The organism is Pseudomonas gessardii (assembly GCF_001983165.1).
Taxonomy (GTDB): Bacteria; Pseudomonadota; Gammaproteobacteria; order Pseudomonadales; family Pseudomonadaceae; genus Aquipseudomonas; species Aquipseudomonas gessardii.
Genome location: NZ_MNPU01000018.1, coordinates 89,109 through 114,356, shown reverse-complemented (window position 1 = coordinate 114,356; position 25,248 = coordinate 89,109). Strand labels below are relative to the sequence as shown.

General features: G+C 60.6%; 26 protein-coding genes, 1 pseudogene and 1 riboswitch. Of the genes and pseudogenes, 13 read left to right on the top strand and 14 right to left on the bottom strand.

Features of this window, described 5'->3' with window-relative positions:
* On the bottom strand, positions 1-99 hold a 99-nt coding region (locus BLL38_RS14795; protein ID WP_130898222.1), incomplete at its 3' end, for a helix-turn-helix domain-containing protein.
* Positions 100-122: 23 nt separating this feature from the next.
* A complete protein-coding gene (locus tag BLL38_RS31110; RefSeq protein ID WP_154220532.1) occupies positions 123-290 on the bottom strand; it encodes a hypothetical protein in 168 nt (55 codons plus the stop codon).
* Between the two features lie 230 nt (positions 291-520).
* Between BLL38_RS31110 and alr the strand changes: the two genes are divergently transcribed.
* On the top strand, positions 521-1,750 hold the full coding sequence (gene alr, locus BLL38_RS14790) for an alanine racemase (RefSeq protein WP_076963213.1): 1,230 nt from the start codon (positions 521-523) through the stop codon (positions 1,748-1,750).
* Positions 1,751-2,168: 418 nt separating this feature from the next.
* The gene (locus tag BLL38_RS30580; RefSeq protein WP_130898223.1) at positions 2,169-2,426 is read left to right on the top strand and encodes a hypothetical protein; all 258 of its coding nucleotides are present in this window, start codon (positions 2,169-2,171) and stop codon (positions 2,424-2,426) included.
* A gap of 122 nt (positions 2,427-2,548) precedes the next feature.
* On the opposite strand, the pseudogene BLL38_RS31915 reads toward BLL38_RS30580, so the two are convergent.
* A pseudogene (locus BLL38_RS31915) lies at positions 2,549-2,623 on the bottom strand (class II fructose-bisphosphate aldolase); the annotation flags it as partial.
* Positions 2,624-2,827: 204 nt separating this feature from the next.
* Between BLL38_RS31915 and BLL38_RS30570 the strand changes: the two are divergent.
* A complete protein-coding gene (locus BLL38_RS30570; RefSeq protein WP_130898224.1) occupies positions 2,828-3,100 on the top strand; it encodes a hypothetical protein in 273 nt (90 codons plus the stop codon).
* A gap of 140 nt (positions 3,101-3,240) precedes the next feature.
* Here the strand turns inward: BLL38_RS30570 and fba are convergent, their stop codons facing one another.
* The 6 genes from fba to tkt form a co-directional block, all read right to left on the bottom strand.
* Positions 3,241-4,305 carry a class II fructose-bisphosphate aldolase gene (fba, locus tag BLL38_RS14785; RefSeq protein ID WP_029297347.1) on the bottom strand — a complete coding sequence of 355 codons (1,065 nt, stop codon included), beginning with the start codon at positions 4,303-4,305 and terminating at the stop codon, positions 3,241-3,243.
* 170 nt (positions 4,306-4,475) lie between these two features.
* Positions 4,476-4,811 (bottom strand): MliC family protein, encoded by a 336-nt coding sequence (locus BLL38_RS14780; protein ID WP_076963212.1) that lies wholly within the window; start codon positions 4,809-4,811, stop codon positions 4,476-4,478.
* Positions 4,812-4,871: 60 nt separating this feature from the next.
* A complete protein-coding gene (locus tag BLL38_RS14775; protein ID WP_076963211.1) occupies positions 4,872-5,093 on the bottom strand; it encodes a hypothetical protein in 222 nt (73 codons plus the stop codon).
* Positions 5,094-5,122: 29 nt separating this feature from the next.
* Positions 5,123-6,286 (bottom strand): phosphoglycerate kinase, encoded by a 1,164-nt coding sequence (locus tag BLL38_RS14770; protein WP_076963210.1) that lies wholly within the window; start codon positions 6,284-6,286, stop codon positions 5,123-5,125.
* A 17-nt stretch (positions 6,287-6,303) separates the two neighbouring features.
* The gene (epd, locus tag BLL38_RS14765) at positions 6,304-7,359 is read right to left on the bottom strand and encodes an erythrose-4-phosphate dehydrogenase (RefSeq protein ID WP_076963209.1); all 1,056 of its coding nucleotides are present in this window, start codon (positions 7,357-7,359) and stop codon (positions 6,304-6,306) included.
* A 122-nt stretch (positions 7,360-7,481) separates the two neighbouring features.
* Positions 7,482-9,479 (bottom strand): transketolase, encoded by a 1,998-nt coding sequence (gene tkt, locus BLL38_RS14760; protein WP_076963208.1) that lies wholly within the window; start codon positions 9,477-9,479, stop codon positions 7,482-7,484.
* A gap of 260 nt (positions 9,480-9,739) precedes the next feature.
* On the opposite strand from tkt, the gene BLL38_RS14755 reads away from it, so the two are divergent.
* The 5 genes from BLL38_RS14755 to BLL38_RS14735 all read left to right on the top strand — a co-directional run bounded on the left by BLL38_RS14755 (position 9,740) and on the right by BLL38_RS14735 (position 14,797).
* Positions 9,740-10,735 carry an ArsR/SmtB family transcription factor gene (locus BLL38_RS14755; RefSeq protein ID WP_076963207.1) on the top strand — a complete coding sequence of 332 codons (996 nt, stop codon included), beginning with the start codon at positions 9,740-9,742 and terminating at the stop codon, positions 10,733-10,735.
* Between the two features lie 19 nt (positions 10,736-10,754).
* A complete protein-coding gene (gene metK, locus BLL38_RS14750; protein WP_029297363.1) occupies positions 10,755-11,945 on the top strand; it encodes a methionine adenosyltransferase in 1,191 nt (396 codons plus the stop codon).
* A 250-nt stretch (positions 11,946-12,195) separates the two neighbouring features.
* Positions 12,196-12,543 (top strand): DUF1090 family protein, encoded by a 348-nt coding sequence (locus BLL38_RS14745; RefSeq protein WP_076963206.1) that lies wholly within the window; start codon positions 12,196-12,198, stop codon positions 12,541-12,543.
* A gap of 98 nt (positions 12,544-12,641) precedes the next feature.
* Positions 12,642-14,321, top strand: coding sequence for an NAD-dependent DNA ligase LigB (ligB, locus tag BLL38_RS14740; RefSeq protein WP_415640250.1), 1,680 nt, complete (start codon positions 12,642-12,644; stop codon positions 14,319-14,321).
* 80 nt (positions 14,322-14,401) lie between these two features.
* Positions 14,402-14,797 (top strand): DUF1090 domain-containing protein, encoded by a 396-nt coding sequence (locus BLL38_RS14735; protein WP_076963204.1) that lies wholly within the window; start codon positions 14,402-14,404, stop codon positions 14,795-14,797.
* Positions 14,798-14,815: 18 nt separating this feature from the next.
* Here BLL38_RS14735 and BLL38_RS14730 read toward each other — a convergent pair whose 3' ends face one another.
* Positions 14,816-15,265, bottom strand: coding sequence for a c-type cytochrome (locus BLL38_RS14730; RefSeq protein WP_076963203.1), 450 nt, complete (start codon positions 15,263-15,265; stop codon positions 14,816-14,818).
* 127 nt (positions 15,266-15,392) lie between these two features.
* Between BLL38_RS14730 and mltA the strand changes: the two genes are divergently transcribed.
* Positions 15,393-16,580, top strand: a complete 1,188-nt coding sequence (gene mltA, locus BLL38_RS14725; RefSeq protein WP_076963202.1) for a murein transglycosylase A — start codon at positions 15,393-15,395, stop codon at positions 16,578-16,580.
* 131 nt (positions 16,581-16,711) lie between these two features.
* Here the strand turns inward: mltA and BLL38_RS14720 are convergent, their stop codons facing one another.
* The 4 genes from BLL38_RS14720 to BLL38_RS14705 all read right to left on the bottom strand — a co-directional run bounded on the left by BLL38_RS14720 (position 16,712) and on the right by BLL38_RS14705 (position 19,411).
* Positions 16,712-17,098, bottom strand: a complete 387-nt coding sequence (locus BLL38_RS14720) for an MAPEG family protein (RefSeq protein WP_076963201.1) — start codon at positions 17,096-17,098, stop codon at positions 16,712-16,714.
* A gap of 31 nt (positions 17,099-17,129) precedes the next feature.
* Positions 17,130-17,963: an EamA family transporter gene (locus BLL38_RS14715; RefSeq protein ID WP_076963200.1), complete on the bottom strand. Its 834-nt coding sequence runs from the start codon at positions 17,961-17,963 to the stop codon at positions 17,130-17,132.
* A 74-nt stretch (positions 17,964-18,037) separates the two neighbouring features.
* Positions 18,038-18,925 carry a formate/nitrite transporter family protein gene (locus BLL38_RS14710; protein WP_076963199.1) on the bottom strand — a complete coding sequence of 296 codons (888 nt, stop codon included), beginning with the start codon at positions 18,923-18,925 and terminating at the stop codon, positions 18,038-18,040.
* 87 nt (positions 18,926-19,012) lie between these two features.
* Entirely contained in the window at positions 19,013-19,411 is a 399-nt protein-coding gene (locus BLL38_RS14705; RefSeq protein WP_076963198.1) for an acyl-CoA thioesterase, read from the bottom strand.
* A gap of 197 nt (positions 19,412-19,608) precedes the next feature.
* Positions 19,609-19,716: riboswitch (S-adenosyl-L-homocysteine riboswitch) on the top strand.
* 21 nt (positions 19,717-19,737) lie between these two features.
* Between BLL38_RS14705 and ahcY the strand changes: the two genes are divergently transcribed.
* From ahcY to rhlE2, 4 genes are all read left to right on the top strand, one after another.
* Positions 19,738-21,147, top strand: coding sequence for an adenosylhomocysteinase (gene ahcY, locus BLL38_RS14700; protein WP_076963197.1), 1,410 nt, complete (start codon positions 19,738-19,740; stop codon positions 21,145-21,147).
* A gap of 178 nt (positions 21,148-21,325) precedes the next feature.
* On the top strand, positions 21,326-22,171 hold the full coding sequence (metF, locus tag BLL38_RS14690; RefSeq protein ID WP_076963195.1) for a methylenetetrahydrofolate reductase [NAD(P)H]: 846 nt from the start codon (positions 21,326-21,328) through the stop codon (positions 22,169-22,171).
* Positions 22,172-22,300: 129 nt separating this feature from the next.
* The gene (locus tag BLL38_RS14685; RefSeq protein ID WP_076963194.1) at positions 22,301-23,104 is read left to right on the top strand and encodes a substrate-binding periplasmic protein; all 804 of its coding nucleotides are present in this window, start codon (positions 22,301-22,303) and stop codon (positions 23,102-23,104) included.
* Between the two features lie 223 nt (positions 23,105-23,327).
* Positions 23,328-25,202, top strand: a complete 1,875-nt coding sequence (rhlE2, locus tag BLL38_RS14680) for an RNA helicase RhlE2 (RefSeq protein ID WP_076963193.1) — start codon at positions 23,328-23,330, stop codon at positions 25,200-25,202.
* Positions 25,203-25,248 lie beyond the last annotated feature (46 nt).

Here is a 25,248-nt window from a genome sequence, read left to right as displayed (position 1 = left end):
TCGGTTGATCAAGCAGGCAATCCTGCGCAAGCTGAGGCCTTGGGCATGACTAACTTGAATGGTGGCACGCTCTTCAACGCTGAGTTCGGAATAAGACATAGGGCAGCACCGTACCGGAAAGGTCAGGTGTTGCACTCAGTTTTTGCCGCCGCCAGGTTTTCAACCGGAGGGCACGTCCATTGCGCAGCATAGCTATTGCTCATCAGGGCTAGCAGCCCGATTGCCGTCAGCGAATAAAACTTCAAAATGCTTACGCCAGGAAAAGCCTTTGCTGTGTTGGCAGTGATCATTTTGCGTACTCCTTTACTGGGTTCGAGCCTTGATAGTGCAAGACTCAATCAAGTGGGAGCTACTGTGAGTTCTGACAGTTTTTTAGAAGGTTTCGGTATAACTTCTATTCCATTGCGCGACGCTTTAGGACAGAACCGCGACCCAGGGTCTCGACTTTCTTGTAGGACAATTCGAGTATGGCGCCGCGCACGCGCAATGCTTCCCTATAAGAAAGTCATGGAGACTCACAATGCCCTTCACTCGCACCCTACTCGCCCTGTCCATGGGCATGGTTCTGCTGCAAAACCCGGCCCTCGCTGCCCCGCCGCTGTCGATGACCGACGGGGTGGTCCAGGTCACTATCCAGGACAGCAACGCCTGGGTTGAGATCAGCAAAGCCGCGTTTGAACACAACATCCGCACCCTGCAAACCAGCCTCGCCGACAAGTCGAAAATCTGCGCGGTGCTCAAGGCCGACGCCTACGGCCACGGCATTGGCCTGCTGATGCCCTCGGTGATCAAGCTCGGCGTGCCCTGCGTGGGCGTGGCCAGCAATGAAGAGGCCCGCGTGGTACGCGAAAGCGGCTTCAAGGGCCAACTGATCCGCGTACGCACCGCCGCCCTGAGCGAGCTGGAAGCCGCCCTGCCGTACAACATCGAAGAACTGGTGGGCAACCTCGATTTCGCCGTGCGCGCCAGCCTGATCGCCGAGCATCATGGCCGCCCGCTGGTGGTGCACCTGGGCCTGAACTCCAGCGGCATGAGCCGCAATGGCGTGGAAATGACCACCGCCCAGGGCCGCCGCGACGCCGTCGCCATTACCCAGGTGCCAAACCTGGAGGTGAAGGCGATCATGACCCACTTCGCCGTCGAAGACGCCGCCGACGTGCGCACCGGCCTCAAGGCCTTCAACGAACAGGCCAACTGGCTGATCAACGTCGCCCAACTGGACCGCAGCAAAATCACCCTGCACGCCGCCAACTCCTTCGCCACCCTGGAAGTGCCCGAGTCGCGCCTGGACATGGTGCGCCCCGGCGGCCTGCTGTTCGGCGACACCGTGCCGTCGTTTACCGAATACAAACGGGTGATGCAGTTCAAATCCCACGTGGCCTCGGTCAACAGCTACCCCAAGGGCAACACCGTCGGCTACGACCGCACCTACACCCTGGCGCGGGACTCGAAACTGGCCAACGTTACCGTGGGCTATTCCGACGGCTATCGCCGGGCGTTCACCAATAAAGGCATCGTGCTGATCAATGGGCATCGCGTGCCCGTGGTGGGCAAAGTGTCGATGAACACCCTGATGGTGGATGTGACCGACGTGCCGACCGTGAAGAGCGGGGATGAGGTGGTGTTGTTTGGCAAGCAGGGCAATGTGCAGACGACCCAGGCGGAGGTAGAGGATATTAATGGGGCGTTGTTGGCGGACCTGTATACGGTTTGGGGGAATTCAAACCCCAAAATACTGGTCGATAAATAAGCCGAACACCCTCCAAATGTGAAAGCGGGCTTGTCGGGTCGCCGCATCGCCGCGATGGCGGTGTATCAGTCAGCATTTTTAGTGACTGACCCGCCGCTATCGCGGGCAAGCCCACACATAAATGTATGTTCAAAGCCCAGCCACAAAAAAACCGCATCTCTGCGGTTTTTTTATTAACACCTGAGGTTTAGTTAGCCTTATTACTCACTTTAAAAAGCCCTTCAAATTTACCACCCTTACACAACTTACATTTCTAAATAACAGTCATTCCAAAAAATTCTAAAAAACTGTCATTTCTTACAGATGAAAGTAACAATCACCGCCCCTATCATTTTCCTCGCACCACCCAGGAAGGGTGAAGCTGAAACCGGGAGTTATCTGATTCGCCCATCAACTTTCTCTAATAAAGGAATATGAAATGGCCATTTCAATCAACTATGCACAAAGCACTTCAACCGGGACCATTACCGTCGGCGGCACAGGCGCCGCACCAAATACTGTTCTAAACTTACAGCAAGCCAACACCGGATATCTCTATGGGCAAATGACCTCAAGTTACGATGGCAGTTTTGCTGGAACATTTGCAGGTATCCCTTCAGGAACACGACAAGATTTGACGATCTACGATATAACCATCAGTCGATACACGCCTTACTATTATGTAGACGTCCGATAGACCAAGATTAATAATCTGAGATACCCCTCTGAACACTACAAAAGCAACCGAAGGAAGTTTGCTCAAACATCGCCACAAAAAAGCCCGCATCGCTGCGGGCTTTTTCAGTTAACGCTTCAGGTTTAATCAACCTTGGCGTTCAACTCACCCTTCAAGTACCGCTGATACATCGCTTCCAGCGAAACCCGCTTGATCTTAGGGTTAGAGGGCTGAATCGATCCGCCCCGCTTACCCCCCCTCACAAATAACAAAACTTTTGTTTACAACAACTATCGCAAAAAAATATTAAAAACTGTGAATTATGACAGGTGCCCCACGCTCATTGAGGCTCTACTCTTTACACGAGCCCATATAACACCCTTATCTCTAAGATCGCACACTTATCTAACGGAGTAAAAATCATGAAAAACTTCACTCTTACGAAGCCACTTGACTTTAGAAAAACACTAACCACCGCTGCTCTCTTTGCATGCACACTTACCTTGCCACTATTAAGCTATGCAAAGGAGACAACATACATCTGCTATATTTCACTACCTCAAAACCCAACTCAAACTGTCACAGCCTCCTCGGCGAGTGAGGCAGCTGAAAAAGTAAAAAAAGACATAGCAGATACAGCCAAAAGAATCTATGGCATGACTTCCGTAGACGTTTCATGCATAGAGGAAAAGTGAAAAATTAACGTCCGATTTTCGCCATATCCAAATAGCCCTATTTATGAACCCTGTTCAAAAACATTCATCGACCCAAAGTAAAACTTTCAGATATAAAAAAACCCGCATCTCTGCGGGTTTTTTCAGTTAACGCTTCAGGCTTAGTTAACCTTGGCGTTCAACTCACCTTTCAAATACCGCTGATACATCGCTTCCAACGACACCGGCTTGATCTTCGACGCATTACCAGCAGTGCCGAACGCTTCGTAACGTGCAATACACACATCACGCATGGCCGTTACGGTGGCGCCGAAGAATTTACGCGGGTCGAACTCGCTCGGGTTGGTGGCCATCAGGCGACGCATCGCACCAGTGGAGGCCAGGCGCAGGTCGGTGTCGATGTTGACCTTGCGCACGCCGTGCTTGATGCCTTCGACGATTTCTTCAACCGGGACGCCGTAGGTTTCTTTGATGTCGCCGCCGTACTGGTTGATGATCGCCAGCCACTCTTGCGGTACCGAGGAAGAACCGTGCATCACCAGGTGGGTGTTGGGGATGCGTTTGTGGATTTCCTTGATCCGGTCGATGGCCAGTACGTCGCCGGTAGGCGGCTTGGTGAACTTGTAGGCGCCGTGGCTGGTGCCGATGGCGATGGCCAGGGCATCGACCTGGGTGCGCTTGACGAAGTCAGCGGCTTCTTCAGGGTCGGTCAGCATCTGGCTGTGATCCAGCACGCCTTCGGCGCCGATGCCGTCTTCTTCACCGGCCATGCCGGTTTCCAGGGAACCCAGGCAGCCCAGCTCGCCTTCTACCGAAACACCGCAGGCGTGAGCCAGGGCGACGGTTTGTTGGGTAACACGCACGTTGTAGTCGTAGTCGGTCGGGGTCTTGCCATCTTCGCCGAGGGAGCCGTCCATCATCACCGAGCTGAAGCCCAGTTGGATCGAGCGCTGGCACACGTCAGGGCTGGTGCCGTGGTCCTGGTGCATGCACACCGGGATGTGTGGGAATTCTTCGATCGCGGCGAGGATCAGGTGACGCAGGAACGGGGCGCCGGCGTATTTACGCGCACCGGCCGAAGCCTGGACGATCACTGGGGAGTCAGTCTTGTCAGCGGCTTCCATGATGGCGCGCATCTGCTCAAGGTTGTTGACGTTAAAGGCTGGGACGCCGTAGCCGAATTCGGCTGCGTGGTCCAGCATTTGACGCATGCTGATAAGTGCCATTGTGTTGTCTCTCCCGGTCGAGGGTCGTTAATCGTGCAAGCCTGCCGTAGCGGCGGCTGCTATTCAAGTTATTGCAGATCAAGGGGTTGAGCCTTGGCCTGCTGAATCGTTATTGCAGGGTGCGGTTCGCAATCTTTGTCGAATTGGAATCGGATCCCATGTGCTCTGTATTACTGGGCCTTGCAACCCCGGCCGATCAAATCATCGGTGGCAACCCAGTAAACCAGGCCTTCCTCACCTTTTGTGTGAAACGCCAGCTGCTCATTGCTGTACAGCGCGCCGGAGGCCGCCACGTCTTGCTTGAGGCGATACACCTGGTCGGAGCCGCCAAGGCGCACATCCACCTGCTTGCGGTCGCTGCCGACAAACCGCCAGTTCACCTGGGCCTGGCTGTCACAGACCCAGGTGGTCCAGGTGTCTTGCTGCGGCTGTGCCTTGTTGAACATGTTCAGGTTGGCACAACCGGCCAATAGAGCCAGTGCTGCCAGGGCGATAACGCCTTTCATTGCCAATCCTCGAACGGCGGCCTGGGGCCGCCATTGCTGTCGGTTAGTGAGTCAGACCCATCAAGGGCAACCCTGTTCCTTACCTTTGGGCGGGGAGTCGTATTTCTCCAGCCTGTCAGGCCCTATGCGCTTGCTGATCACCGGCATGGTCTCAGCCTGCCAGTCGGCCTGGTAGCAGCCCGTGTGCGGCGCAGCCCCTGGTGCCTCTGGCGACGCCTTGGGCGCGCTGCCGCAGCCGGCCAACAGGCCCGCGGCAATCACCAGCGCGAATGGCTTGATCATGGGAACGCTCCTTTTCCAGACCGAGGGGCTCAGCCCTTGGCTCGACTTTCCAGCACTTCAACGGCTGGTAGCACCTTGCCTTCGACAAACTCAAGGAACGCGCCGCCACCGGTAGAAATGTAGGAGATCTGCTCAGCAACGCCATATTTATCGATGGCCGCCAGGGTGTCGCCACCACCGGCAATGGAGAATGCCGAGCTTTCGGCAATCGCCTTGGCCAGCACTTGGGTGCCGTTGCCGAACTGGTCGAACTCGAACACGCCGACCGGGCCGTTCCACAGGATAGTGCGGGAGGCTTTCAGCAGTTCGGCGAAGTTGGCTGCAGTTTGCGGGCCGATATCCAGGATCATGTCGTCAACCGCCACATCGGCGATCAGCTTGACGGTGGCTTCGGCGCTTTCGGCAAACTCCTTGGCCACTACCACGTCCACCGGCAACGGCACGCTGACCTTGGCCGCAATGGCCCGGGCGGTATCCAGCAGGTCCGGCTCGTACAGGGACTTGCCTACCGGGTGGCCAGCAGCGGCCAGGAAGGTGTTGGCAATGCCGCCGCCAACGATCAGTTGGTTGCAGATCTGGCTCAGGCTGTTGAGCACGTCCAGCTTGGTCGACACCTTGGAGCCAGCCACAATGGCGGCCATTGGCTGGGCCGGTGCACCCAGGGCCTTGCCCAGGGCATCCAGCTCGGCAGCCAGCAACGGGCCCGCAGCGGCCACCTTGGCGAACTTGGCCACGCCATGGGTCGAACCCTCGGCGCGGTGCGCGGTGCCGAAGGCATCCATCACGAACACGTCGCACAGCGCCGCATATTGCTGGGCCAGTTCGTCGCTGTTCTTTTTCTCACCCTTGTTGAAGCGCACGTTTTCAAACAGCACGATGTCGCCGGCCTTGACGTCGACGCCGCCCAGGTAGTCAGCCACCAGCGGCACTTCGCGGCCCAGGGCCTTGCTTAGGTAATCGGCTACAGGCTTGAGGCTGTTTTCGGCGGAGAACTCACCTTCGGTCGGACGACCCAGGTGGGAGCAGACCATCACGGCCGCGCCTTTTTCCAGGGCCAGCTTGATGGTCGGCAGCGAGGCCAGGATTCGCGCATCGCTGGTGACTACACCGTCCTTGACTGGGACGTTGAGGTCTTCGCGGATCAGTACGCGCTTACCTTGCAGATCGAGGTCGGTCATCTTCAACACGGTCATGGGTCGCAGTTCCTGAATTACTGTTGAGGTTGTTTAGAGGCGATGTGCAGATAATGTTCCGCCACATCCAGCATGCGGTTGGCAAAGCCCCATTCGTTATCGAACCAGGCCAGGATATTCACCAGCCTTGGCCCGGAAACACGGGTCTGGCTGGCATCCACAATGGCCGAATGCGGGTCGTGGTTGAAATCACAACTGGCGTGCGGCAACTCGGTGTAGGCCAGCAAGGCCTTGAGCGGGCCGCTGGTGGCGGCGTCGCGCAGGATCCGGTTGACCTCGCCGGCGTCGGTGTCGCTGACGGTCTGCATGGTGATATCCAGGCACGACACGTTCACCGTCGGCACACGCACGGCTTTGGCCTGGATTCGCCCGGCAAGTTCCGGCAACAGGCGTTCGATACCACGGGCCAGGCCGGTGGACACCGGGATCACCGACTGGAACGCCGAGCGGGTGCGGCGCAGGTCTTCATGGTGGTAGGCATCGATCACCGGCTGGTCGTTCATCGCCGAGTGAATGGTGGTGATCGACACATACTCCAGGCCAATCGCCTGGTCCAGCAGGCGCAACAACGGCACGCCGCAGTTGGTGGTGCAGGAGGCGTTGGACACCAGCAACTCGTCACCGGTCAGGCAGTCCTGGTTGACGCCATAGACGATAGTGGCATCCACATCCGCCTCGCTGGCCATCGGCTGGGAAAACAGCACGCGCGGCGCACCGGCGTCGAGGAAGCGCTGGCCATCGGCACGGGTGTGGTAGGCACCGGAGCATTCCAGCACCAGGTCGACGCCCAGCGCCGCCCAGTCGATGCCCTCGGGCGTGGCACTGCGCAAAACCTTCACGCAGTTGCCATTGATATGCAGACAATCGCCGTCGATCCGCACTTCGCCGGGGAACCGGCCATGGGTGGAGTCGAAGCGTGTCAGGTATTCGATGCTGGCCATGTCGGCCAGATCGTTGATGGCGACGATTTCAAACCCGGCCGCCGCCCCTCGCTCGAACAGCGCACGCAAGACGCAACGACCAATCCGGCCGTAGCCGTTGAGTGCAACTTTGTAGGGACGGGGTTCAGGCATGGGGTTCTCGATCAATATGTTCCATCGCTATCGCGGGCAAGCCCGCTCCCACATTAGACCGCGATCCAAATGTGGGAGCGGGCTTGCCCGCGATGGCGCCAGTACAGACAACGCAGACTGACTTAGTCTTCCAGCAGCTCTTCAGCCTGACCCAGGATGTTTTCCAGGGTGAAACCGAACTCTTCGAACAACGCTGGCGCTGGCGCCGACTCACCGTAGGTGGTCATGCCGATCACGCGGCCTTCCAGGCCCACGTACTTGTACCAGTAGTCGGCGTGAGCCGCTTCGATGGCGATACGCGCACTGACCTGCAACGGCAGGACCGATTGCTTGTAGTCCGCGTCCTGGGCTTCAAACACGCTAGTGCACGGCATGGACACAACGCGCACGTTACGGCCTTGGGCGGTCAGCTTGTCGTAGGCCTGGACGGTCAGGCCCACTTCGGAACCGGTGGAGATCAGGATCAGCTCCGGCTCGCCGATGCAGTCCTTGAGCACGTAGCCACCACGGCTGATCGCGGCGATCTGCGCGTCGGTACGCACCTGGTGTTGCAGGTTCTGGCGGGAGAAGATCAGCGCCGATGGGCCATCCTTGCGCTCGATCGCGTGCTTCCAGGCCACGGCCGATTCGACCGCGTCCGCTGGGCGCCAGCAGTCCAGGTTCGGCGTGGTGCGCAGGCTGGTCAGTTGCTCGACCGGCTGGTGCGTCGGGCCGTCTTCGCCCAGGCCGATGGAGTCGTGGGTGTACACGTGGATCACGCGCTTCTTCATCAGCGCGGCCATGCGCACGGCATTGCGCGCGTATTCCATAAACATCAGGAAGGTCGCACCGTAAGGCACCAGGCCGCCGTGCAGGGCAACACCGTTCATGATGGCGCTCATGCCGAACTCGCGCACGCCGTAGTACATGTAGTTGCCGCTGGCGTCTTCAGCCGAGACACCTTTGCACCCTTTCCACAGGGTCAGGTTGGAACCGGCCAGGTCAGCCGAACCACCGAGCAACTCAGGCAGCAGTGGGCCGTAGGCATTCAGCGCATTCTGGCTGGCTTTGCGGCTGGCAATGGTTTCGCCTTTGGCGGCCACTTCGGCGATGTACTCGTCAGCCTTGGCCGAGAAGTCCAGCGGCAGATCGCCATTGAGGCGGCTCATCAGCTCATTGGCCAATGCCGGGAATTGGGCGGCGTAGGCTTCAAAACGCTGGTCCCACTCGGCTTCAGCGGCGCGGCCGGCTTCCTTGGCGTCCCACTCGGCGTAGATATCCGCCGGGATTTCAAACGGGCCATGGTTCCACTTCAGCGCTTCGCGGGTCAGGGCGATTTCCGCGTCACCCAACGGGGCGCCGTGGCTGTCTTCCTTGCCTTGCTTGTTCGGCGAACCGAAGCCGATGGTGGTCTTGCAGCAGATCAGGGTCGGCTGCTCGCTTTTACGCGCCGTTTCAATAGCAGTCTTGATCTCTTCTGGATCGTGGCCGTCGACATTGCGGATCACCTGCCAGTTATAGGCCTCGAAACGCTTGGGCGTATCGTCGGTGAACCAGCCTTCGACTTCGCCGTCGATGGAGATGCCGTTGTCATCGTAGAAAGCGATCAGCTTGCCCAGGCCCAGGGTGCCGGCCAGGGAGCTGACTTCGTGGGAAATGCCTTCCATCATGCAGCCATCACCCAGGAACACGTAGGTGTGGTGATCGACAACGTTGTGGCCGGGACGGTTGAACTGCGCCGCCAGGACTTTTTCCGCCAGGGCAAAGCCCACGGCATTGGCCAGACCCTGGCCCAGGGGACCGGTGGTGGTCTCCACGCCTGGGGTGTAGCCGAATTCCGGGTGGCCCGGGGTGCGGCTGTGCAGTTGGCGGAACTGCTTGAGATCGTCGATGGACAGGTCGTAGCCGGTCAGGTGCAGCAACGAATAGATCAACATCGAGCCATGGCCGTTGGACAGCACGAAGCGGTCGCGGTCGGCGAACGATGGGTTGCTCGGGTTGTGTTTCAGGTAGTCACGCCAAAGTACCTCGGCGATATCCGCCATGCCCATCGGGGCACCGGGATGGCCGCTGTTGGCTTTTTGCACGGCATCCATGCTGAGGGCACGAATGGCGTTGGCACGCTCACGACGGCTGGGCATCGCTGTTCTCCTGAGGGTTGAATAAAAGAAACGGAAAAAAGGACCGGCATTTTCCCTCAGCCAACGCCTTCGGGGCAATGACAGATACCGACTTATGTAGGTTTTTCCTGTGGTTTGGACTGCATTGGCGGCCAGAACACTTCCCGCCGTTCGTCTAAAGGTTATAGCGCCTGCTTATAACCACCGATTATCGACCAATATCAAAACTTTTTGATATTGGTCTTGCGAGGATTTGACCTCATCACTAGACTGCTGGCCTTATGAACTTACCTGCGCCTTCCATTCGCCCCGACGATTGCGATGAGCTGGCCGCCCTGTGCAAGGCCGGCGGCGATCCGCTACGCCTGAATGTACTGCGCGCCCTGGCCAACGATTCGTTTGGCGTGCTGGAACTGGCGCGGATCTTTGCCATTGGCCAGTCCGGCATGAGCCACCACTTGAAAGTGCTGGCCCAGGCCGACCTGGTGGCCACCCGCCGTGAAGGCAATGCGATTTTTTACCGTCGCGCCCTGCCCCACACCGATTTGCTGGGTGGCAAGCTGCACGCGGCCTTGCTGGAAGAAGTAGACAACCTGGCCCTGCCAGCTGACGTGCAGTCGCGGATCGCTCAGGTCCACGGGCAACGCGCCGCAGCCAGCCAGGATTTTTTCTCACGGGTGGCGGACAAGTTCCGCGCCCAGCAGGACCTGATTGCCGGGCTGCCCCAATACCGCGAAAGCGTGCTGGCGCTGCTCGACAAACTGGGCTTCGACCAAGGCGCCACGGCGCTGGAAGTCGGCCCGGGCGACGGCGGGTTCCTACCGGACCTGGCCCGCCGTTTCCACCAGGTGACGGCGCTGGACAACAGCCCGGCCATGCTGGAACTGGCGCGCCAGCTGTGCGAGCGCGAGCACTTGGGCAACGTCAGCCTGCGGCTGGCCGATGCCTTGAATGATGTAGGGCTACAAGCCGATTGCGTGGTGTTGAACATGGTCTTGCACCATTTCGCCGCTCCGGCCGACGCCCTCAAACAAATGGCCGGTTTGCTGCAACCGGGCGGCAGTCTTTTGGTAACTGATTTATGCAGCCACAACCAGAGTTGGGCCAGGGAGGCCTGCGGTGATCTCTGGTTGGGGTTTGAACAGGACGATCTGGCCCGTTGGGCCACTGCTGCGGGACTCGTTCCCGGGGAAAGCCTGTATGTAGGCTTACGTAATGGTTTCCAGATTCAGGTCCGCCACTTTCAGCGGCCAACTGGCGACACTCACCATCGGTAAATATCAGGAAAACATCGAGATGAGCGAATATTCCCTTTTCACCTCCGAGTCCGTGTCTGAAGGGCATCCGGACAAAATCGCCGACCAGATTTCTGATGCGGTGCTGGACGCCATCATTGCTGAAGACAAGTTCGCCCGCGTGGCGTGCGAGACGCTGGTGAAAACGGGCGTAGCGATCATCGCCGGTGAAGTCACCACCTCGGCCTGGGTCGACCTGGAGCAGATCGTCCGTGACGTGATCACCGACATCGGCTACACCAGCTCCGACGTCGGCTTCGACGGCGCGACCTGCGGCGTGATGAACATCATCGGCAAGCAGTCGCCCGACATCAACCAGGGGGTCGACCGCGCCAAGCCGGAAGACCAGGGCGCCGGCGACCAGGGCCTGATGTTCGGCTACGCCAGCAACGAAACCGACGTGCTGATGCCGGCGCCGATCACCTTCTCGCACCAGTTGGTCAAGCGCCAGGCCGAGGCCCGCAAATCCGGCCTGCTGCCTTGGCTGCGCCCGGATGCCAAGTCCCAGGTCACCTGCCGTTACGAAGGCGGCAAAGTGGTGGGGATCGACGCCGTGGTGCTGTCGACCCAGCACAACCCGGAAGTCTCCTACAAAGACCTGCGCGAAGGCGTGATGGAGCTGATCGTCAAGCACGTGCTGCCTGCCGAGCTGCTGACCAAGGACACCCAGTTCCACATCAACCCGACCGGCCAGTTCATCATTGGTGGCCCGGTGGGCGACTGCGGCCTGACCGGGCGCAAGATCATCGTCGACAGCTACGGCGGCATGGCCCGTCACGGCGGTGGCGCGTTCTCCGGCAAGGATCCATCCAAGGTTGACCGTTCGGCCGCCTACGCCGGTCGCTATGTGGCCAAGAACATCGTCGCGGCCGGCCTGGCCGAGCGTTGCGAGATCCAGGTGTCCTACGCCATTGGTGTGGCCCAGCCTACATCGATCTCGCTGAACACCTTCGGTACCGGCAAGATCAGCGATGACAAGATCGTCAAGCTGGTGCGTGAGATCTTCGACCTGCGTCCGTACGCAATCACCACCATGCTCGACCTGCTGCACCCGATGTACCAGGAAACCGCGGCCTACGGCCACTTCGGTCGTACCCCTGAACAGAAGACCGTCGGCGACGACACCTTCACCACGTTCACCTGGGAAAAAACCGACCGCGCCGACGACCTGCGTACCGCCGCCGGCCTGTAATCGCTGTATGCAACACCCAAGGCCCTGCCGGGTTTTCCCGGCGGGGCTTTTTGTTGCACTTTTTTGCCGGCCCGATTGGCTCGCGCTGGCGGGCTTGGCAAATAGTTCACATTTATTGGATCCAACCCTTGCAGGCCAAATGATGGCCCACTAAAATCCGCGCCCTCCCGAGCATTCACCCCACCTGGATATTGCATTGCGCCTGCTCGGGACAGCCAAGTGCGCAGGCAATCGAACATTGAGGTTTTTCATGCGTATTTCCACGCTCGCCCCTGCCGCCCTGCTGCTCAGCCTGTTCACCCTGTCCGCGCAAGCTGCTGACCTGAGCGGCCTGACTGGCGCCCTGACCTCCCAACTGGGCGGTGCTACCGGCAACTGCGAAAAACAGAGCCAGGAGCTGCAAGCCAAGGTCGATGCGGCCAAAGCCAATGGCGAAGACCTGAAAGTGAAAGCCATGCAGGCTGCACTGGACCAGGTAAACAAAGGTTGCAAAAAAGTCGGCGAGTCCCAGGGCAAGCTCGACGAAGCCTCGCAAAAGCAGCAAGCCAAGGCTGACAGCAATGACACCGTGAAAGCCCTGGGCGGTCTGTTCAAGTAAGCAGAAACACCCAGTAAAAAGCCTCGCGCCTGCGGGGCTTTTTTATGGGCGTTTGCTTGTTTTAGGCTGGGCGCCCCTTCAGAGCAAGGATGCTCATGATGACGCCACGCCTGCTGACCTACCTGCTGTTGATGCTCTTTCCCCTCGCCCCTTGGGCGCAGGGCTGCCCGGACTGGCCAGCCGACAAGGCCAGGGACGAAATCAGCGCCCTGCAACGGCAAATCAGCCTGTGGGACGACAGCTACCATCGCCTCGGCCAATCCCTGATCAGCGACGAACTCTACGACCAGGCCCGCTGGCGCCTGGAGCAATGGCGGGGCTGTTTTGCCCAGGCGCCGTCAGCGGCCGGCAATCCCCTGTCCAGCGCACGGGGCAGCGTCGCCCATCCAGTCCCGCACACGGGGCTTGAGAAGCGGGTCAATGACCGCGCCGTGGCAGACTGGATCCAGGCCCGCAGCGACCTGTGGATACAACCCAAGGTCGATGGCGTGGCCGTGACCCTGGTCTATCGCGCGGGGCGCCTGGCCCAGGTCATCAGCCGCGGCGATGGCCTGTTCGGCCAGGACTGGACCGCCTCGGCCCGCAAGATCCCCGGCATCGTGCAACAACTGCCCGAGGCCATCGACCTGCTCTTGCAAGGCGAGTTGTACTGGCGCCTGGAGGCCCATATCCAAGGGGAAACGGGCGGCCTGAATGCCCGCAGCAAAATCTCCGGGCTGATGAACCGCCAACAACTGAGTGATGCCGACGCCGCCGGTATCGGCCTGTTCATCTGGGCCTGGCCACAAGGGCCGGCGGACATCAGGCAGCAATTGGACAGCCTCGCTCACTGGGGCTTTGTCGACAGCCGGCGCTACAGCCAACCTATCGGCACCTTTGAACAGGCGCGTCACTGGCGCGCTTTCTGGCTTGGGCATCCATTGCCCTTCGCCACGGATGGCGTGGTGCTGCACCAAAGCCAACGTGCCCCGGCCAGTCGCTGGCAAGCCAGTGCGCCGTACTGGGCCGTCGCCTGGAAATACCCGGTCATCAAAGCCCTGGCCCATGTTCGCCAGGTGCGGTTCAAGATCGGCCGCACCGGTCGTATCACACCGATCCTGGAACTGGACCCGGTGCTGCTCGACGATCGCCAGATCAAACGCGTCAGCCTCGGCTCGTTGAAACGCTGGCAAGCCCTGGATATCCGCCCCGGCGACCAGGTGTCCATCAGCCTTGCCGGCCAGGTGATCCCACGGCTCGACCAGGTCATCCTGCGCAGCTATCCACGGGTCGATGTCGCGGTACCGCTAGCCAGCGATTTCCATCACCTGAGCTGCTGGCGGCTGGCCCCGGCCTGCGAGGAACAACTGCTGGCCCGGCTGACCTGGCTCAGTGGCAAGCAGGGCCTGGATCTGCCACACATTGGCCGCGAGACCTGGAGCAACTTGATCCAGGCCGGGCAAATCAACGGTTTGGTGGATTGGTTGAACCTTGATGAGACAGAGCTTGCTACCATTGACGGATTCGGCGACCGCAGCAGTGCACGCCTGCTTGCGAGCCTGCGCAGTGCGCGCCAGCGGCCGTTCGCCCAGTGGCTGACGGCGCTGGGCGTTCCACCCACTGCGCGCAACAACCTGGCCGGCGGTTGGCATGCCCTGGCCGCCCGAGACACGCAAGCATGGCAGGCCGAGGCGGGAATCGGCCCGGGGCGAGCGGCGCAGTTGAGCGCTTTTTTTCGCGACCCCCAGGTGGTGGCCATGAGCGAAACACTGCGGGCGGCCGGGATAGACGGCTTTTAGTCCCAACCCGCGACATTAACCGGTGCTGGCAGAAATCACCCTGCCCACCTGACAACGATCTTGTTGATTTTGGAGTTTTTATGAAGTTTCTTGCACCGCTTGCCCTGCTGACCCTCACCAGTTTCCTGGCCACGCCATTGCTGGCGACCGAGACAGCCGCGCAACTGACCGGTTGCGCCGCCAAGCGCCAGGCCATCAGCCAGCAGATCGAACAAGCCAAGGCCCACGGCAACAGCGAGCAACAAGCCGGCCTGGAAAAAGCCTTGAGCGAAGTCACCGAGCACTGCACCGACGCCGCCCTGAAAAAGGAACGCGAGAACAAGGTGCTGGATGCCAAGCACGAAGTCAGCCGCCGTCAGGCCGACCTCGATAAAGCCATGAAAAAGGGCGACTCCGAGAAGATCAACAAGCGTAAGGACAAGCTCGCCGAATCGCGCAAAGAACTGCAGCAAGCCCTCGACGATCTGGACAAGTAAGACCCATAAGACCGAACCTCAATGGTCGCGAAACTGCTTATGACAGGCGCTGCAGGCATCTTCGACTTTCTGCACGGCCGGCCCCAGGTTACTGGCCTTGTAAGGCTGCACCTGGCTGGCGATCACCAATTCACCGGTGGCCGCCTCAAGGTTGCGCGCCAGTTCCTGGAACTGGGCCTGTTTCTGCCATACGTCGTCCTTGGCGCTGGTGTGGTCTTCTTCGCGCACCGTTGGAAAGTGCTGCCACGGCTCATGGGACAGGGCGTCGAGCTTGACCGCACCCTCGGCAAATTTCGCCCCGTCGAACGGGATGCGACCACGCAGCATGCCACCCAGGTCTTCGCCGGTCTTGAGCATCTGCTTGAAAATGGCCTTGCGCTGGCCCAGCGGCGAGTTCGGGTCCACGCCACCGCAGGCGGTCAGCGTCAGGCAGGCCAGCAATACAACAGTCAGTTTTTTAAAAGTCATGGTGGCTCAGGGTCACGGGAAACGGCGGCCAGTATCCTCGCCCCACCCGTAAAGGCCAATAGCCCTATTAATAATATGGATGCTTGCGCGGTAACGTGCGTGGGCAATCGCCTTGGGAATTACTTGCATGAATAACCTGTTCAACCCCTGGAGCCGCCGGCTGGCCTGGGCTCTGCCGATGATCGCGCTGCTGGCCGGATGCGACGGCGGCAATGCTCCGGCCCCCAAGCCCGAGCCGGAAAAACCCCACGCCGTAGCGACCTATGTCAGCGCCACCTGGGAAGCCCTGCCGACGGTCTCGGACAACGACCTGCTAGCCGGCTTCGAGTCCTGGCGCAGTGCCTGCCAACGCCTGAAAAACGACCCGGTATGGGGCACCACCTGCGCTGCAGCCGCCAATGTGCCGGGCAACGCCAGCGATATCCGTGGCTTCCTCAAGCAACAGCTGGACGTGTATGGCTTGCGCTCGGCGGACAATACCCCCAATGGCCTGATCACCGGCTACTACGAACCGGTCTACCCGGGCAGCCTCACCGAGACCAAGACCGCCCATGTGCCCGTGTTTGGCGTGCCGGACGACCTGATCATCGTCAACCTGGAAAGCATCTACCCCGAACTCAAGGGCAAACGCCTGCGCGGGCGCCTGGAAGGCCGGGTGCTCAAACCCTATGACGATGCGGGCACCATCAACCAGCAAGGCTCCAGTGCCAAGCCCATCGCCTGGCTGACCCAGCCGATGGACCTGCAATTCCTGCAGATCCAGGGTTCGGGCCGTATCCAACTGGCGAACGGGCGCCAACTGCGCGTGGGCTATGCCGACCAGAACGGCTTCCCTTATCGCCCTATCGGCCGCTGGCTGGTGGAGCAAGGCGAGTTGAAGAAAGACGAAGTGAGCATGGGCGCGATCAGTGCCTGGGCCAAGGCCCATCCTGAACGGATCCCGGAACTGTTGGCGAGCAACCCAAGCTACGTCTTCTTCAGCACCCGCCCCGACAGCAATGAAGGCCCGCGCGGCTCGCTGAACGTGCCGCTGACCGCCGGCTACAGCGTGGCCGTGGACCGCAAGGTCATCCCACTGGGCAGCCTGTTGTGGTTGTCGACGACCCGTCCCGATGGCGCGCCGATCGTACGACCGGTAGCGGCCCAGGATACAGGGGGGGCGATTGTCGGTGAGGTGCGTGCGGACTTGTTCTGGGGCACGGGTGATGCAGCGGGCGAGTTGGCCGGGAATATGAAGCAGCAAGGCCAGATCTGGATGCTGTGGCCCAAGGGCGCGGCACTGCCTAAAGTGCCGGACGCCCCGACAGGAAGCTAAGATGCAAATGTAGGAGCGGGCCTGTGTGGGAGCGGGCTTGCCCGCGATTGCAGTGGGTCAGCCAACCAATCTGTCGCTGATACTCCGCTATCGCGAGCAAGCCCGCTCCCACACGGGATCTACGGTGGGCTTTACATCGAGACGAAGAAGAAGCTCGCAATCAACGCCATGCCCACGAACCACACCAGCGAACGCAAGATCGCCCAGTCCGCCAGGTAGCAGATGATGTACAGCAGGCGGCTGGTGATAAACAGCACCGCCAGTACGTTGATGGTCACCAGTTCCGCGTTGCCGGCCAGGTGGGCAATGATCACCGCAGCGGCAAACGCCGGGGTCACTTCAAAGCTGTTGAGCTGTGCACTATGGGCGCGTTTGGCGAAGCCTTCGAGGGTTTCGAGGAAGGCCCGGGGGTCATGGTTCTGCCGGGGGCCGAACTTGCCACCACTGAACTTGGCCACGCCGGTACACAGGTAAGGCAGAAAAATTGCGATCAACACACACCAGAAAGCGACAGTCATCACTCATTCCTTTTTTAGTTTTATCCGCTGGTTAGAGTTTCATCACGAACATGCCGATCAGCACCAACCCACAGGCTAAGAGCCGGGAGCGGCCGAAAGGTTCTTTCAGGTAACGCATACCGAACAACACCACCAGGATCACGCTGACTTCCCGCAGCGCGGCGGCCTCGGCAATCGAGCCCAACTGCATGGCCCAAAGTACCAGAGCGTAGCTCAACAACACGCACAATCCCACGCTCAACCCCAACCGCCACTGGGTGCGCCAGAACAGGCTGAACGCCGCGCGCTTGCGCACCATGGCCAGCAAGGGAAAGGGCCAGGCGCTAATCAGGGTCAGCCAGACCAGGTAGTCCAACGGGTGCGACCAGCGTCGCAGCGCCTGCCCATCAAGGAAGGTATAGCAGCCAATGCACAGGCCGATCAGCGCCACCACCGGTAACATCGACCAGGGCAACCGATCCCCGCCACCGCCTTGCCACAACAGGCACAACATGCCGAACGGGATCAGCAGGATGCCGACAATCTGCTGGGTACTGAGGACTTCCCCGGCAAACACCAGGGTCAACGCCAGCACCACCAGCGGCGACAAACCACGCATCAGTGGATACACCAAGCCCAGGTCGCCGACGCGGTAGGCCTGGATCAGCAGGTAACGGTAGAGCAACTCGAACAGGGCCGACGCGATGATCCACGGCCAGATTTCCAGGGGCGGCAGCGTCACAAACCCTACCGCCAATAGCACAAACAGCAGCGCAACGCTGTCCATGCAGGCGATCACCAACAGGCGTTCGCCGCTGAATTTGATCAAGGTGTTCCACGTCGCATGCAACAGTGCGGCTATCAGTACCAGGACTGTCGCAAGCAATGGAACCTCCTGTAAGTGATTCGTGATGTGTCAGCACATACATATACCAAATACCGCGCTGGCGCACCCTGGCCTCACTGATCCTTGTCGGTCCGCTGCGGATGCCTGGGGGCCGCCGCCTTTTTGCCCGGCAGGCTGCATTCGCTGCGAATCTGCGCATGGCTGATCAGCGCGAAGATAAAACTGCCGCCGATGATATTGCCGGCCAGGGTCGGCCCGGCAAACACCAGCCAGAAGTCCTTCCACGGCAGTTCGCCGGCAAATACCAGGTAGGACACCTCTGCCGAACCGACGACGATGTGGGTAAAGTCGCCCAGCGCCATCAGGTAGGTGATCAGGATAATGATCCACATCTTGGCGCTTTCCATGGACGGGATCATCCACACCATGGTGGCGATCATCCAGCCGGAAACGATGCCCTTGGCGAACATCTGGCCCGTGTCGTTTTCCATGATCTTACGCCCGATTTCGAGGAAGGCCTGGTCGGTCCTGGTGTCGAAGATCGGCAGGTGCAACATCACATAGGCCACCAGCAACGTGCCGCACAGGTTGCCCACCAGCACCACCGTCCACAGCCGCACCAAGCGCCCGGCATTGCCCAGGGTCGGCTTGCTCATCACCGGCAGCACGGCGGTCAGGGTGTTTTCGGTGAACAGTTGCTGGCGTGCGAGGATCACCGCGAGAAAGCCCGCGCAGTAGCCAAAGCTGGCGATCACCTTGAAGGCTTCGCCGTCGGGCAGACGGGAATTGAGCAACCCCATGGCCATCAATGACAGGCCCATGGTCAGGCCGGCGGCCAGCGCCGACCACCATAGCGCCGCGACGCTGCGCTCCAGCTCCTGGTCGCCCTGGGTGCGGATGATTTCATGCAACACCGCCGCCCGGGGTGGCTGGTTCTTGTCCACATCCTGCTGCTCTGCCTGCGACAGGTTGGGAGTCTTGCCGTCTTCTTGCGTGGCCATGGGCGTACCTGAACGTTGGGTGACGATGTTCAGGTACGACCTACCAGCCATCACCAGCGTTCAATGGCCACTTACTGACAAGGAAGGTTACTCGCTGTCGTCCTTGAACTGGTCTTTGACGTACTTGATCTCGGTACGACCATGGGGGGCCGGCAGGCCGTCTTCGCCGAGGTTGACGAAGACCATTTTTTCCACAGTCAGGATGCTCTTGCGCGTGATCTTGTTGCGCACTTCACAGGTCAGGGTGATGGAGGTGCGGCCAAACTCGGTGGCGGTGATGCCCAGTTCGATGATGTCGCCCTGGCGCGAAGCGCTGACAAAGTTGATCTCGGAGATGTACTTGGTCACCACCCGCTGGTTGCCCAGTTGAACGATGGCGTAGATCGCGGCCTCTTCGTCGATCCAGCGCAGCAGGCTGCCACCGAACAGGGTGCCGTTGGGGTTGAGGTCTTCGGGTTTTACCCATTTGCGGGTGTGGAAGTTCATGTTCACTCCAAAGCGTCTTGCCGAATGATGGCCGACATCATGGCAGAGCGCCGGCCCAAGCTCTACGAGCCATTACCTATCAGCGCCATGAGCGATCTTCATGAGCCCGACAGAAAGGCTTGGGAAGTCAGGCGCAGGCAGCTATAATCGCCACCGCTTCAAACGGTCATCGGTGATCGATACCGTTCTCCCGCCACCTGTCCGAGGGGCGCTGCAGCAGGCCCTGGCCTGTCAGGCTCGGATGGGGCGTTGCCCCGCCGGGTTGTCCTGGCTGGATACTAAACGCACAACGGCGCCCATTCGCACACTACGAATGGAGGCTCTTCATGAGCGCTGTAATCACGCCTGCAGGTTTTACCGACTACAAAGTCGCCGATATGTCCCTCGCTGCCTGGGGCCGTCGCGAAACCTTTATCGCCGAATCCGAAATGCCTGCCCTGATGGGTCTGCGCCGCAAGTACGCCGCCGAGCAGCCGCTCAAGGGCGCGAAGATCCTCGGCTGTATCCACATGACCATCCAGACTGCCGTGCTGATCGAGACCCTGGTTGCCCTGGGTGCCGAAGTGCGCTGGTCGTCCTGCAACATCTTCTCGACCCAGGACCAGGCCGCTGCCGCCATCGCCGCTGCCGGTATCCCGGTGTTCGCCTGGAAAGGCGAGACCGAAGAAGAGTACGAGTGGTGCCTGGAGCAAACCATCCTCAAGGATGGCGCGCCTTGGGATGCCAACATGATCCTCGACGACGGCGGCGACCTGACCGAGCTGCTGCACAAGAAGTACCCGGCCATCCTCGACCGTGTCCACGGCGTGACCGAAGAAACCACCACCGGCGTGCACCGCCTGCTGGACATGCTGGCCAAGGGCGAGCTGAAAATCCCGGCCATCAACGTCAACGACTCGGTGACCAAGAGCAAGAACGACAACAAGTACGGCTGCCGTCACAGCCTCAACGATGCGATCAAGCGCGGCACCGACCACCTGCTGTCGGGCAAGCAAGCCCTGGTGATCGGTTACGGTGACGTGGGCAAGGGTTCGTCCCAGTCCCTGCGCCAGGAAGGCATGATCGTCAAGGTTTCCGAAGTCGACCCGATCTGCGCCATGCAAGCGTGCATGGACGGTTTTGAAGTGGTCTCGCCGTTCATCGACGGCCAGAACGACGGCACCGAAGCCAGCATCGACAAGGCCCTGCTGGGCAAGATCGACCTGATCGTGACCACCACCGGTAACGTCAATGTCTGCGATGCCAACATGCTCAAGGCCCTGAAAAAACGCGCCGTGGTGTGCAACATCGGTCACTTCGACAACGAAATCGACACCGCTTTCATGCGCAAGCACTGGGCATGGGAAGAAGTCAAACCTCAGGTGCACAAGGTTCACCGTACCGGTGCTGGCAGCTTTGATCCGCAGAACGACGACTACCTGATCCTGCTGGCCGAAGGCCGCCTGGTTAACCTGGGCAACGCCACCGGCCACCCAAGCCGCATCATGGATGGCTCGTTCGCCAATCAGGTACTGGCGCAGATCTTCCTGTTCGGCCAAAAATACGCCGACCTGTCGCCTGCCCAGAAAGCCGAGCGCCTGACCGTGGAAGTACTGCCGAAGAAACTCGACGAAGAAGTGGCCCTGGAAATGGTCCGCGGCTTCGGCGGCGTGGTGACGCAACTGACCAAGACCCAGGCCGACTACATCGGCGTGACGGTTGAAGGCCCGTTCAAGCCGCACGCCTACCGCTACTGATCGGCCCTGCCGGCGCCGGCTCCTCTGTGGGAGCCGGGCTTGCCCGCGATGCAGGCACCACGGTATTCCAGCAATACCGCGCTGATGCTATCGCAGGCAAGCCAGCTCCCACAGAAAGCCCGGCACCCGCATCGATTGTGTATGCCTTCCAGGTTTTTGAGTTTCCAAGGGTATTACCATGTCCCAAGACCGTCGCTACAGCTTCGAGTTCTTCCCGACCAAGACCGATGCTGGGCATGAAAAACTAATGGCGACTGCCAAGCAGTTGGCCAGCTACAACCCCGATTTTTTCTCCTGCACCTACGGCGCAGGCGGCTCGACCCGTGATCGCACGATCAACACCGTGCTGCAACTGGAAAGCGAAGCCAAGGTGCCCGCCGCGCCGCACCTGTCGTGCGTGGGCGACAGCAAGGCCGACCTGCGTGGCCTGCTGAGCCAATACAAGGCCGCCGGCATCAAGCGTATCGTTGCCCTGCGTGGCGACCTGCCGTCCGGCATGGGCATGGCCAGCGGCGAATTGCGCTACGCCAATGACCTGGTGAGCTTCATTCGTGAGGAAACCGGTGATCACTTCCATATCGAAGTGGCCGCCTACCCGGAAATGCACCCGCAGGCACGCAACTTTGAGGACGATCTCAACAACTTCGTGCGCAAGGCCAATGCCGGCGCCAACAGTGCGATCACCCAGTACTTCTTCAACGCCGACAGCTACTTCTACTTTGTCGAGCGCGTGCAGGCCATGGGTGTGAATATCCCGATCGTGCCGGGCATCATGCCGATCACCAACTACAGCAAGCTGGCGCGCTTCTCTGACGCCTGCGGTGCAGAAATCCCACGCTGGGTACGCAAGCAGCTGGAAGCCTATGGCGATGACGTCAAGAGCATCCAGGCCTTTGGCGAGCAGGTCATCAGTGACATGTGCGAGACCTTGCTGCAAGGTGGCGCACCGGGGCTGCACTTCTACACCCTGAACCAGGCCGACCCGAGCCTGGCGATCTGGAACAACCTCAAGCTGCCACGCTGAGGCTGCCCTCCCGTACCGCCGACCCGGACTCCTTCCCGGCTCGGCGGCACAATAAAAGTTCAGGTTTGCGGCCTGAAGATCCCCGATCCAGAGCTTCTCTTTACCCTGAGACAGTCGTAACCTCAGGGTATGCCCGTCATTCTCCAGTTGTTGACCGCTGTCCTTTTCACTTGCCTGAGCCTGGCCGCCCACGGCGAGAAACTACGCATTGTCACCGAGCCCTGGGCACCTTACGTCTACGAAGAAAACGGCCAGATGCGCGGGCTCGACTACGAGACCACCGTCATCGTGTTCCAGCGCCTGGGGATCGAGGTGCAATGGCAGTTCCTGCCCTGGAAACGTTGCCTGGCCATGCTCGACCAGGGCCTGGCCGATGGCGCGCTGGATATTTTCCACAGCCACGAACGCGACGCTGCGCTGCTTTACCCCAGCGAACCGCTGTCCAAGGTTGAATTTGTGATGTTCTACGCCAACGAACGCCCGCATCCGTTCCAGACCCTGGAGGACCTCAAGGGGCTGACCATCGGCACCTCCCCTGGCTACCTGTATAGCGCCGGGTTCAGCGAATCCACCCTGTTTACCCGGGAACCGGCGCCCAGCCATGAGGCCAACTTCGGCAAGCTGGCCCGTGGTCGGATTGACCTGGTGATCACCGACCGCCGGGTTGGCCAGCATGTGCTCAAGGCGTTGGGCCTGGAGCACCAGGTCACACAGGCGCCACCGGTGATCAGCAGCCAGAAGCAATTCCTCGCCGTGCGCCGTGGCGCGGGCATGGACCTGCTGGTGCAGCGCTTCGCTGCCGAACTCAAGCGCTTCAAGCAAGAGCCGGCCTACGCAGCCCTGAGTGCGAAATATGCCGGTATCCATGCGAAAATAGCGCCCTCGCCGCGGCTGGACGACACCGTTGAGCAGCAGGAAAGCAGCGCGCAGTGATTGCTCTGTTATACTCCGGCCTTTCCGCCAGGCTTACGCCCGGCCGCTGTGGTCGTCTAACAGGCATCCAACCCCGCTACTGCGCAGCTTTGCAGCCCGCGCGAGCTGTTGGAGTGCGTGCCAGCCCCAGCAGGACCGGACGGGGTTGCGTTCCTCTAAACGCGATTCGCGCCCGGCAAGATTATCCCTTTGGGCCAAGCCCTAACTACAAACAGGATTACTCATGTCCTTTGCTTCCCTCGGTCTCTCCGAGGCTTTAGTCCGCGCCATCGAGGCAGCGGGCTATACCGAGCCTACTCCGGTGCAACAGCGGGCTATTCCCGCCGTGTTGCAAGGTCGCGACCTGATGGTCGCGGCTCAGACAGGTACTGGTAAAACCGGCGGCTTCGCCCTCCCGATTCTGGAGCGGTTGTTCCCCAACGGTCACCCGGACAAATCCCAACGTCACGGCCCGCGCCAACCCCGCGTACTGGTCCTGACCCCCACCCGCGAACTCGCCGCCCAAGTGCATGACAGCTTCAAGCTCTATGCCCGCGACCTGAAGTTCGTCAGCGCCTGCATCTTCGGCGGCGTCGGCATGAATCCTCAGGTTCAGGCCATGTCCCGCGGGGTTGACGTGCTGGTCGCCTGCCCAGGTCGCTTGCTCGACCTGTGCGGCCAAGGCAGCGTCGATCTGTCCCACGTGGAAATCCTCGTGCTGGACGAAGCCGACCGCATGCTCGACATGGGCTTTGTGCATGACGTGAAGAAAGTCCTCGCGCGCCTGCCGGCCAAACGCCAGAACCTGCTGTTCTCGGCAACGTTCTCCAACGACATCACCGCCCTGGCCGGCAAACTGCTGCACAACCCCGAGCGCATCGAAGTCACGCCGCCCAACACCACGGTCGAGCGTATCGAGCAACGGGTGTTCCGCCTGCCAGCCAGCCACAAGCGCTCGCTGTTGGCCCACCTGATCACCGCCGGTGCCTGGGAACAGGTCCTGGTGTTCACCCGCACCAAGCACGGCGCCAACCGCCTGGCCGAGTACCTGGACAAGCACGGCCTGACCGCCGTCGCCATCCACGGCAACAAGAGCCAGAACGCGCGGACCAAGGCCCTGGCCGACTTCAAGGCCGGCTCCGTACGGATCCTGGTCGCCACCGATATCGCCGCCCGCGGCCTGGATATCGACCAACTGCCGCACGTGGTCAACTTCGAGCTGCCAAATGTCGATGAAGACTACGTGCACCGTATCGGCCGTACGGGCCGGGCCGGTCGTTCGGGTGAGGCCATTTCCCTGGTCGCCCCGGATGAAGAAAAACTGCTGAAAAGCATCGAGCGCATGACCAAGCAGAAAATCGCCGACGGCGACCTGATGGGCTTCGATGCCAGCACCGTGGAAGCCGAGAAACCGGAAGTGCGCGAGCGCCCGGACGTGCGTAACCCGCGCAACCCACGTGGGCCCAAGGGCGATGGCCCGAACGGCGGCGGCGGTGGCGGTGGTCGTCGCGACAAAGGCAAGGACAAGGGCGGCAAAGACAAGGCGCCCACCAACGGCCGTGGCGAACGCCCAGCCCGTGAGCAAAAGCCCCGCGAAGGCACCCCGGCCCGCGAACAGCGCCAGCCGAGCCAGCCGCCACGCGCCGCAGCCGACCGCGCACCGGATGAGTTCCTCGACGATGACGTGGATAACTTCGGTAACCGCGTAGACTACGTGCCCCAGGCCAAACCGGCCCAGGGTCGTGGTCGTCGCCCGGGTGCCCCGGCACCGGGTGCAGGTGCTCCGCGCACCGGCGGCCAGCCACAGGGTCGCCAGAACGCTCCGCGCAGCAGCAACGGCGCCACCACCGGCACCCCACCGGCCAAGCGCAATGGTCCGCGTAACGGCGCACCACGTGACGGCCAGGCTCGTCGCGAAGAGTCGCGCAACCGCCGCCCCGCCCGTGATGAGCAGCCACGCTCCTCCGAGCCAGCCGTGCAGAACCCGCGCAGCGGAACCACGCCGAAGATCATCCACAAGGAGTCGAAAAGCGATCGCTTCCCGACACCTGAGCAGTTGGATCAACTGCCAGGCCGCCCTCGTGGTGAAAAACCAGCGTTGCTGACCCGCAACCGCTAAGTTGCTGGCATAAAAAACGCCCCGTATCTTGCGATACGGGGCGTTT

Excerpts from the sequence above, each read along its gene's own strand:
- BLL38_RS31110 (WP_154220532.1), bottom strand. The coding sequence starts at position 290 with ATGATCACTGCCAACACAGCAAAGGCTTTTCCTGGCGTAAGCATTTTG.
- alr (WP_076963213.1), top strand. The coding sequence starts at position 521 with ATGCCCTTCACTCGCACCCTACTCGCCCTGTCCATGGGCATGGTTCTG.
- BLL38_RS30580 (WP_130898223.1), top strand. The coding sequence starts at position 2,169 with ATGGCCATTTCAATCAACTATGCACAAAGCACTTCAACCGGGACCATT.
- BLL38_RS30570 (WP_130898224.1), top strand. The coding sequence starts at position 2,828 with ATGAAAAACTTCACTCTTACGAAGCCACTTGACTTTAGAAAAACACTA.
- fba (WP_029297347.1), bottom strand. The coding sequence starts at position 4,305 with ATGGCACTTATCAGCATGCGTCAAATGCTGGACCACGCAGCCGAATTC.
- BLL38_RS14780 (WP_076963212.1), bottom strand. The coding sequence starts at position 4,811 with ATGAAAGGCGTTATCGCCCTGGCAGCACTGGCTCTATTGGCCGGTTGT.
- BLL38_RS14775 (WP_076963211.1), bottom strand. The coding sequence starts at position 5,093 with ATGATCAAGCCATTCGCGCTGGTGATTGCCGCGGGCCTGTTGGCCGGC.
- BLL38_RS14770 (WP_076963210.1), bottom strand. The coding sequence starts at position 6,286 with ATGACCGTGTTGAAGATGACCGACCTCGATCTGCAAGGTAAGCGCGTA.
- epd (WP_076963209.1), bottom strand. The coding sequence starts at position 7,359 with ATGCCTGAACCCCGTCCCTACAAAGTTGCACTCAACGGCTACGGCCGG.
- tkt (WP_076963208.1), bottom strand. The coding sequence starts at position 9,479 with ATGCCCAGCCGTCGTGAGCGTGCCAACGCCATTCGTGCCCTCAGCATG.
- BLL38_RS14755 (WP_076963207.1), top strand. The coding sequence starts at position 9,740 with ATGAACTTACCTGCGCCTTCCATTCGCCCCGACGATTGCGATGAGCTG.
- metK (WP_029297363.1), top strand. The coding sequence starts at position 10,755 with ATGAGCGAATATTCCCTTTTCACCTCCGAGTCCGTGTCTGAAGGGCAT.
- BLL38_RS14745 (WP_076963206.1), top strand. The coding sequence starts at position 12,196 with ATGCGTATTTCCACGCTCGCCCCTGCCGCCCTGCTGCTCAGCCTGTTC.
- ligB (WP_415640250.1), top strand. The coding sequence starts at position 12,642 with ATGACGCCACGCCTGCTGACCTACCTGCTGTTGATGCTCTTTCCCCTC.
- BLL38_RS14735 (WP_076963204.1), top strand. The coding sequence starts at position 14,402 with ATGAAGTTTCTTGCACCGCTTGCCCTGCTGACCCTCACCAGTTTCCTG.
- BLL38_RS14730 (WP_076963203.1), bottom strand. The coding sequence starts at position 15,265 with ATGACTTTTAAAAAACTGACTGTTGTATTGCTGGCCTGCCTGACGCTG.
- mltA (WP_076963202.1), top strand. The coding sequence starts at position 15,393 with ATGAATAACCTGTTCAACCCCTGGAGCCGCCGGCTGGCCTGGGCTCTG.
- BLL38_RS14720 (WP_076963201.1), bottom strand. The coding sequence starts at position 17,098 with ATGACTGTCGCTTTCTGGTGTGTGTTGATCGCAATTTTTCTGCCTTAC.
- BLL38_RS14710 (WP_076963199.1), bottom strand. The coding sequence starts at position 18,925 with ATGGCCACGCAAGAAGACGGCAAGACTCCCAACCTGTCGCAGGCAGAG.
- BLL38_RS14705 (WP_076963198.1), bottom strand. The coding sequence starts at position 19,411 with ATGAACTTCCACACCCGCAAATGGGTAAAACCCGAAGACCTCAACCCC.
- ahcY (WP_076963197.1), top strand. The coding sequence starts at position 19,738 with ATGAGCGCTGTAATCACGCCTGCAGGTTTTACCGACTACAAAGTCGCC.
- metF (WP_076963195.1), top strand. The coding sequence starts at position 21,326 with ATGTCCCAAGACCGTCGCTACAGCTTCGAGTTCTTCCCGACCAAGACC.
- BLL38_RS14685 (WP_076963194.1), top strand. The coding sequence starts at position 22,301 with ATGCCCGTCATTCTCCAGTTGTTGACCGCTGTCCTTTTCACTTGCCTG.
- rhlE2 (WP_076963193.1), top strand. The coding sequence starts at position 23,328 with ATGTCCTTTGCTTCCCTCGGTCTCTCCGAGGCTTTAGTCCGCGCCATC.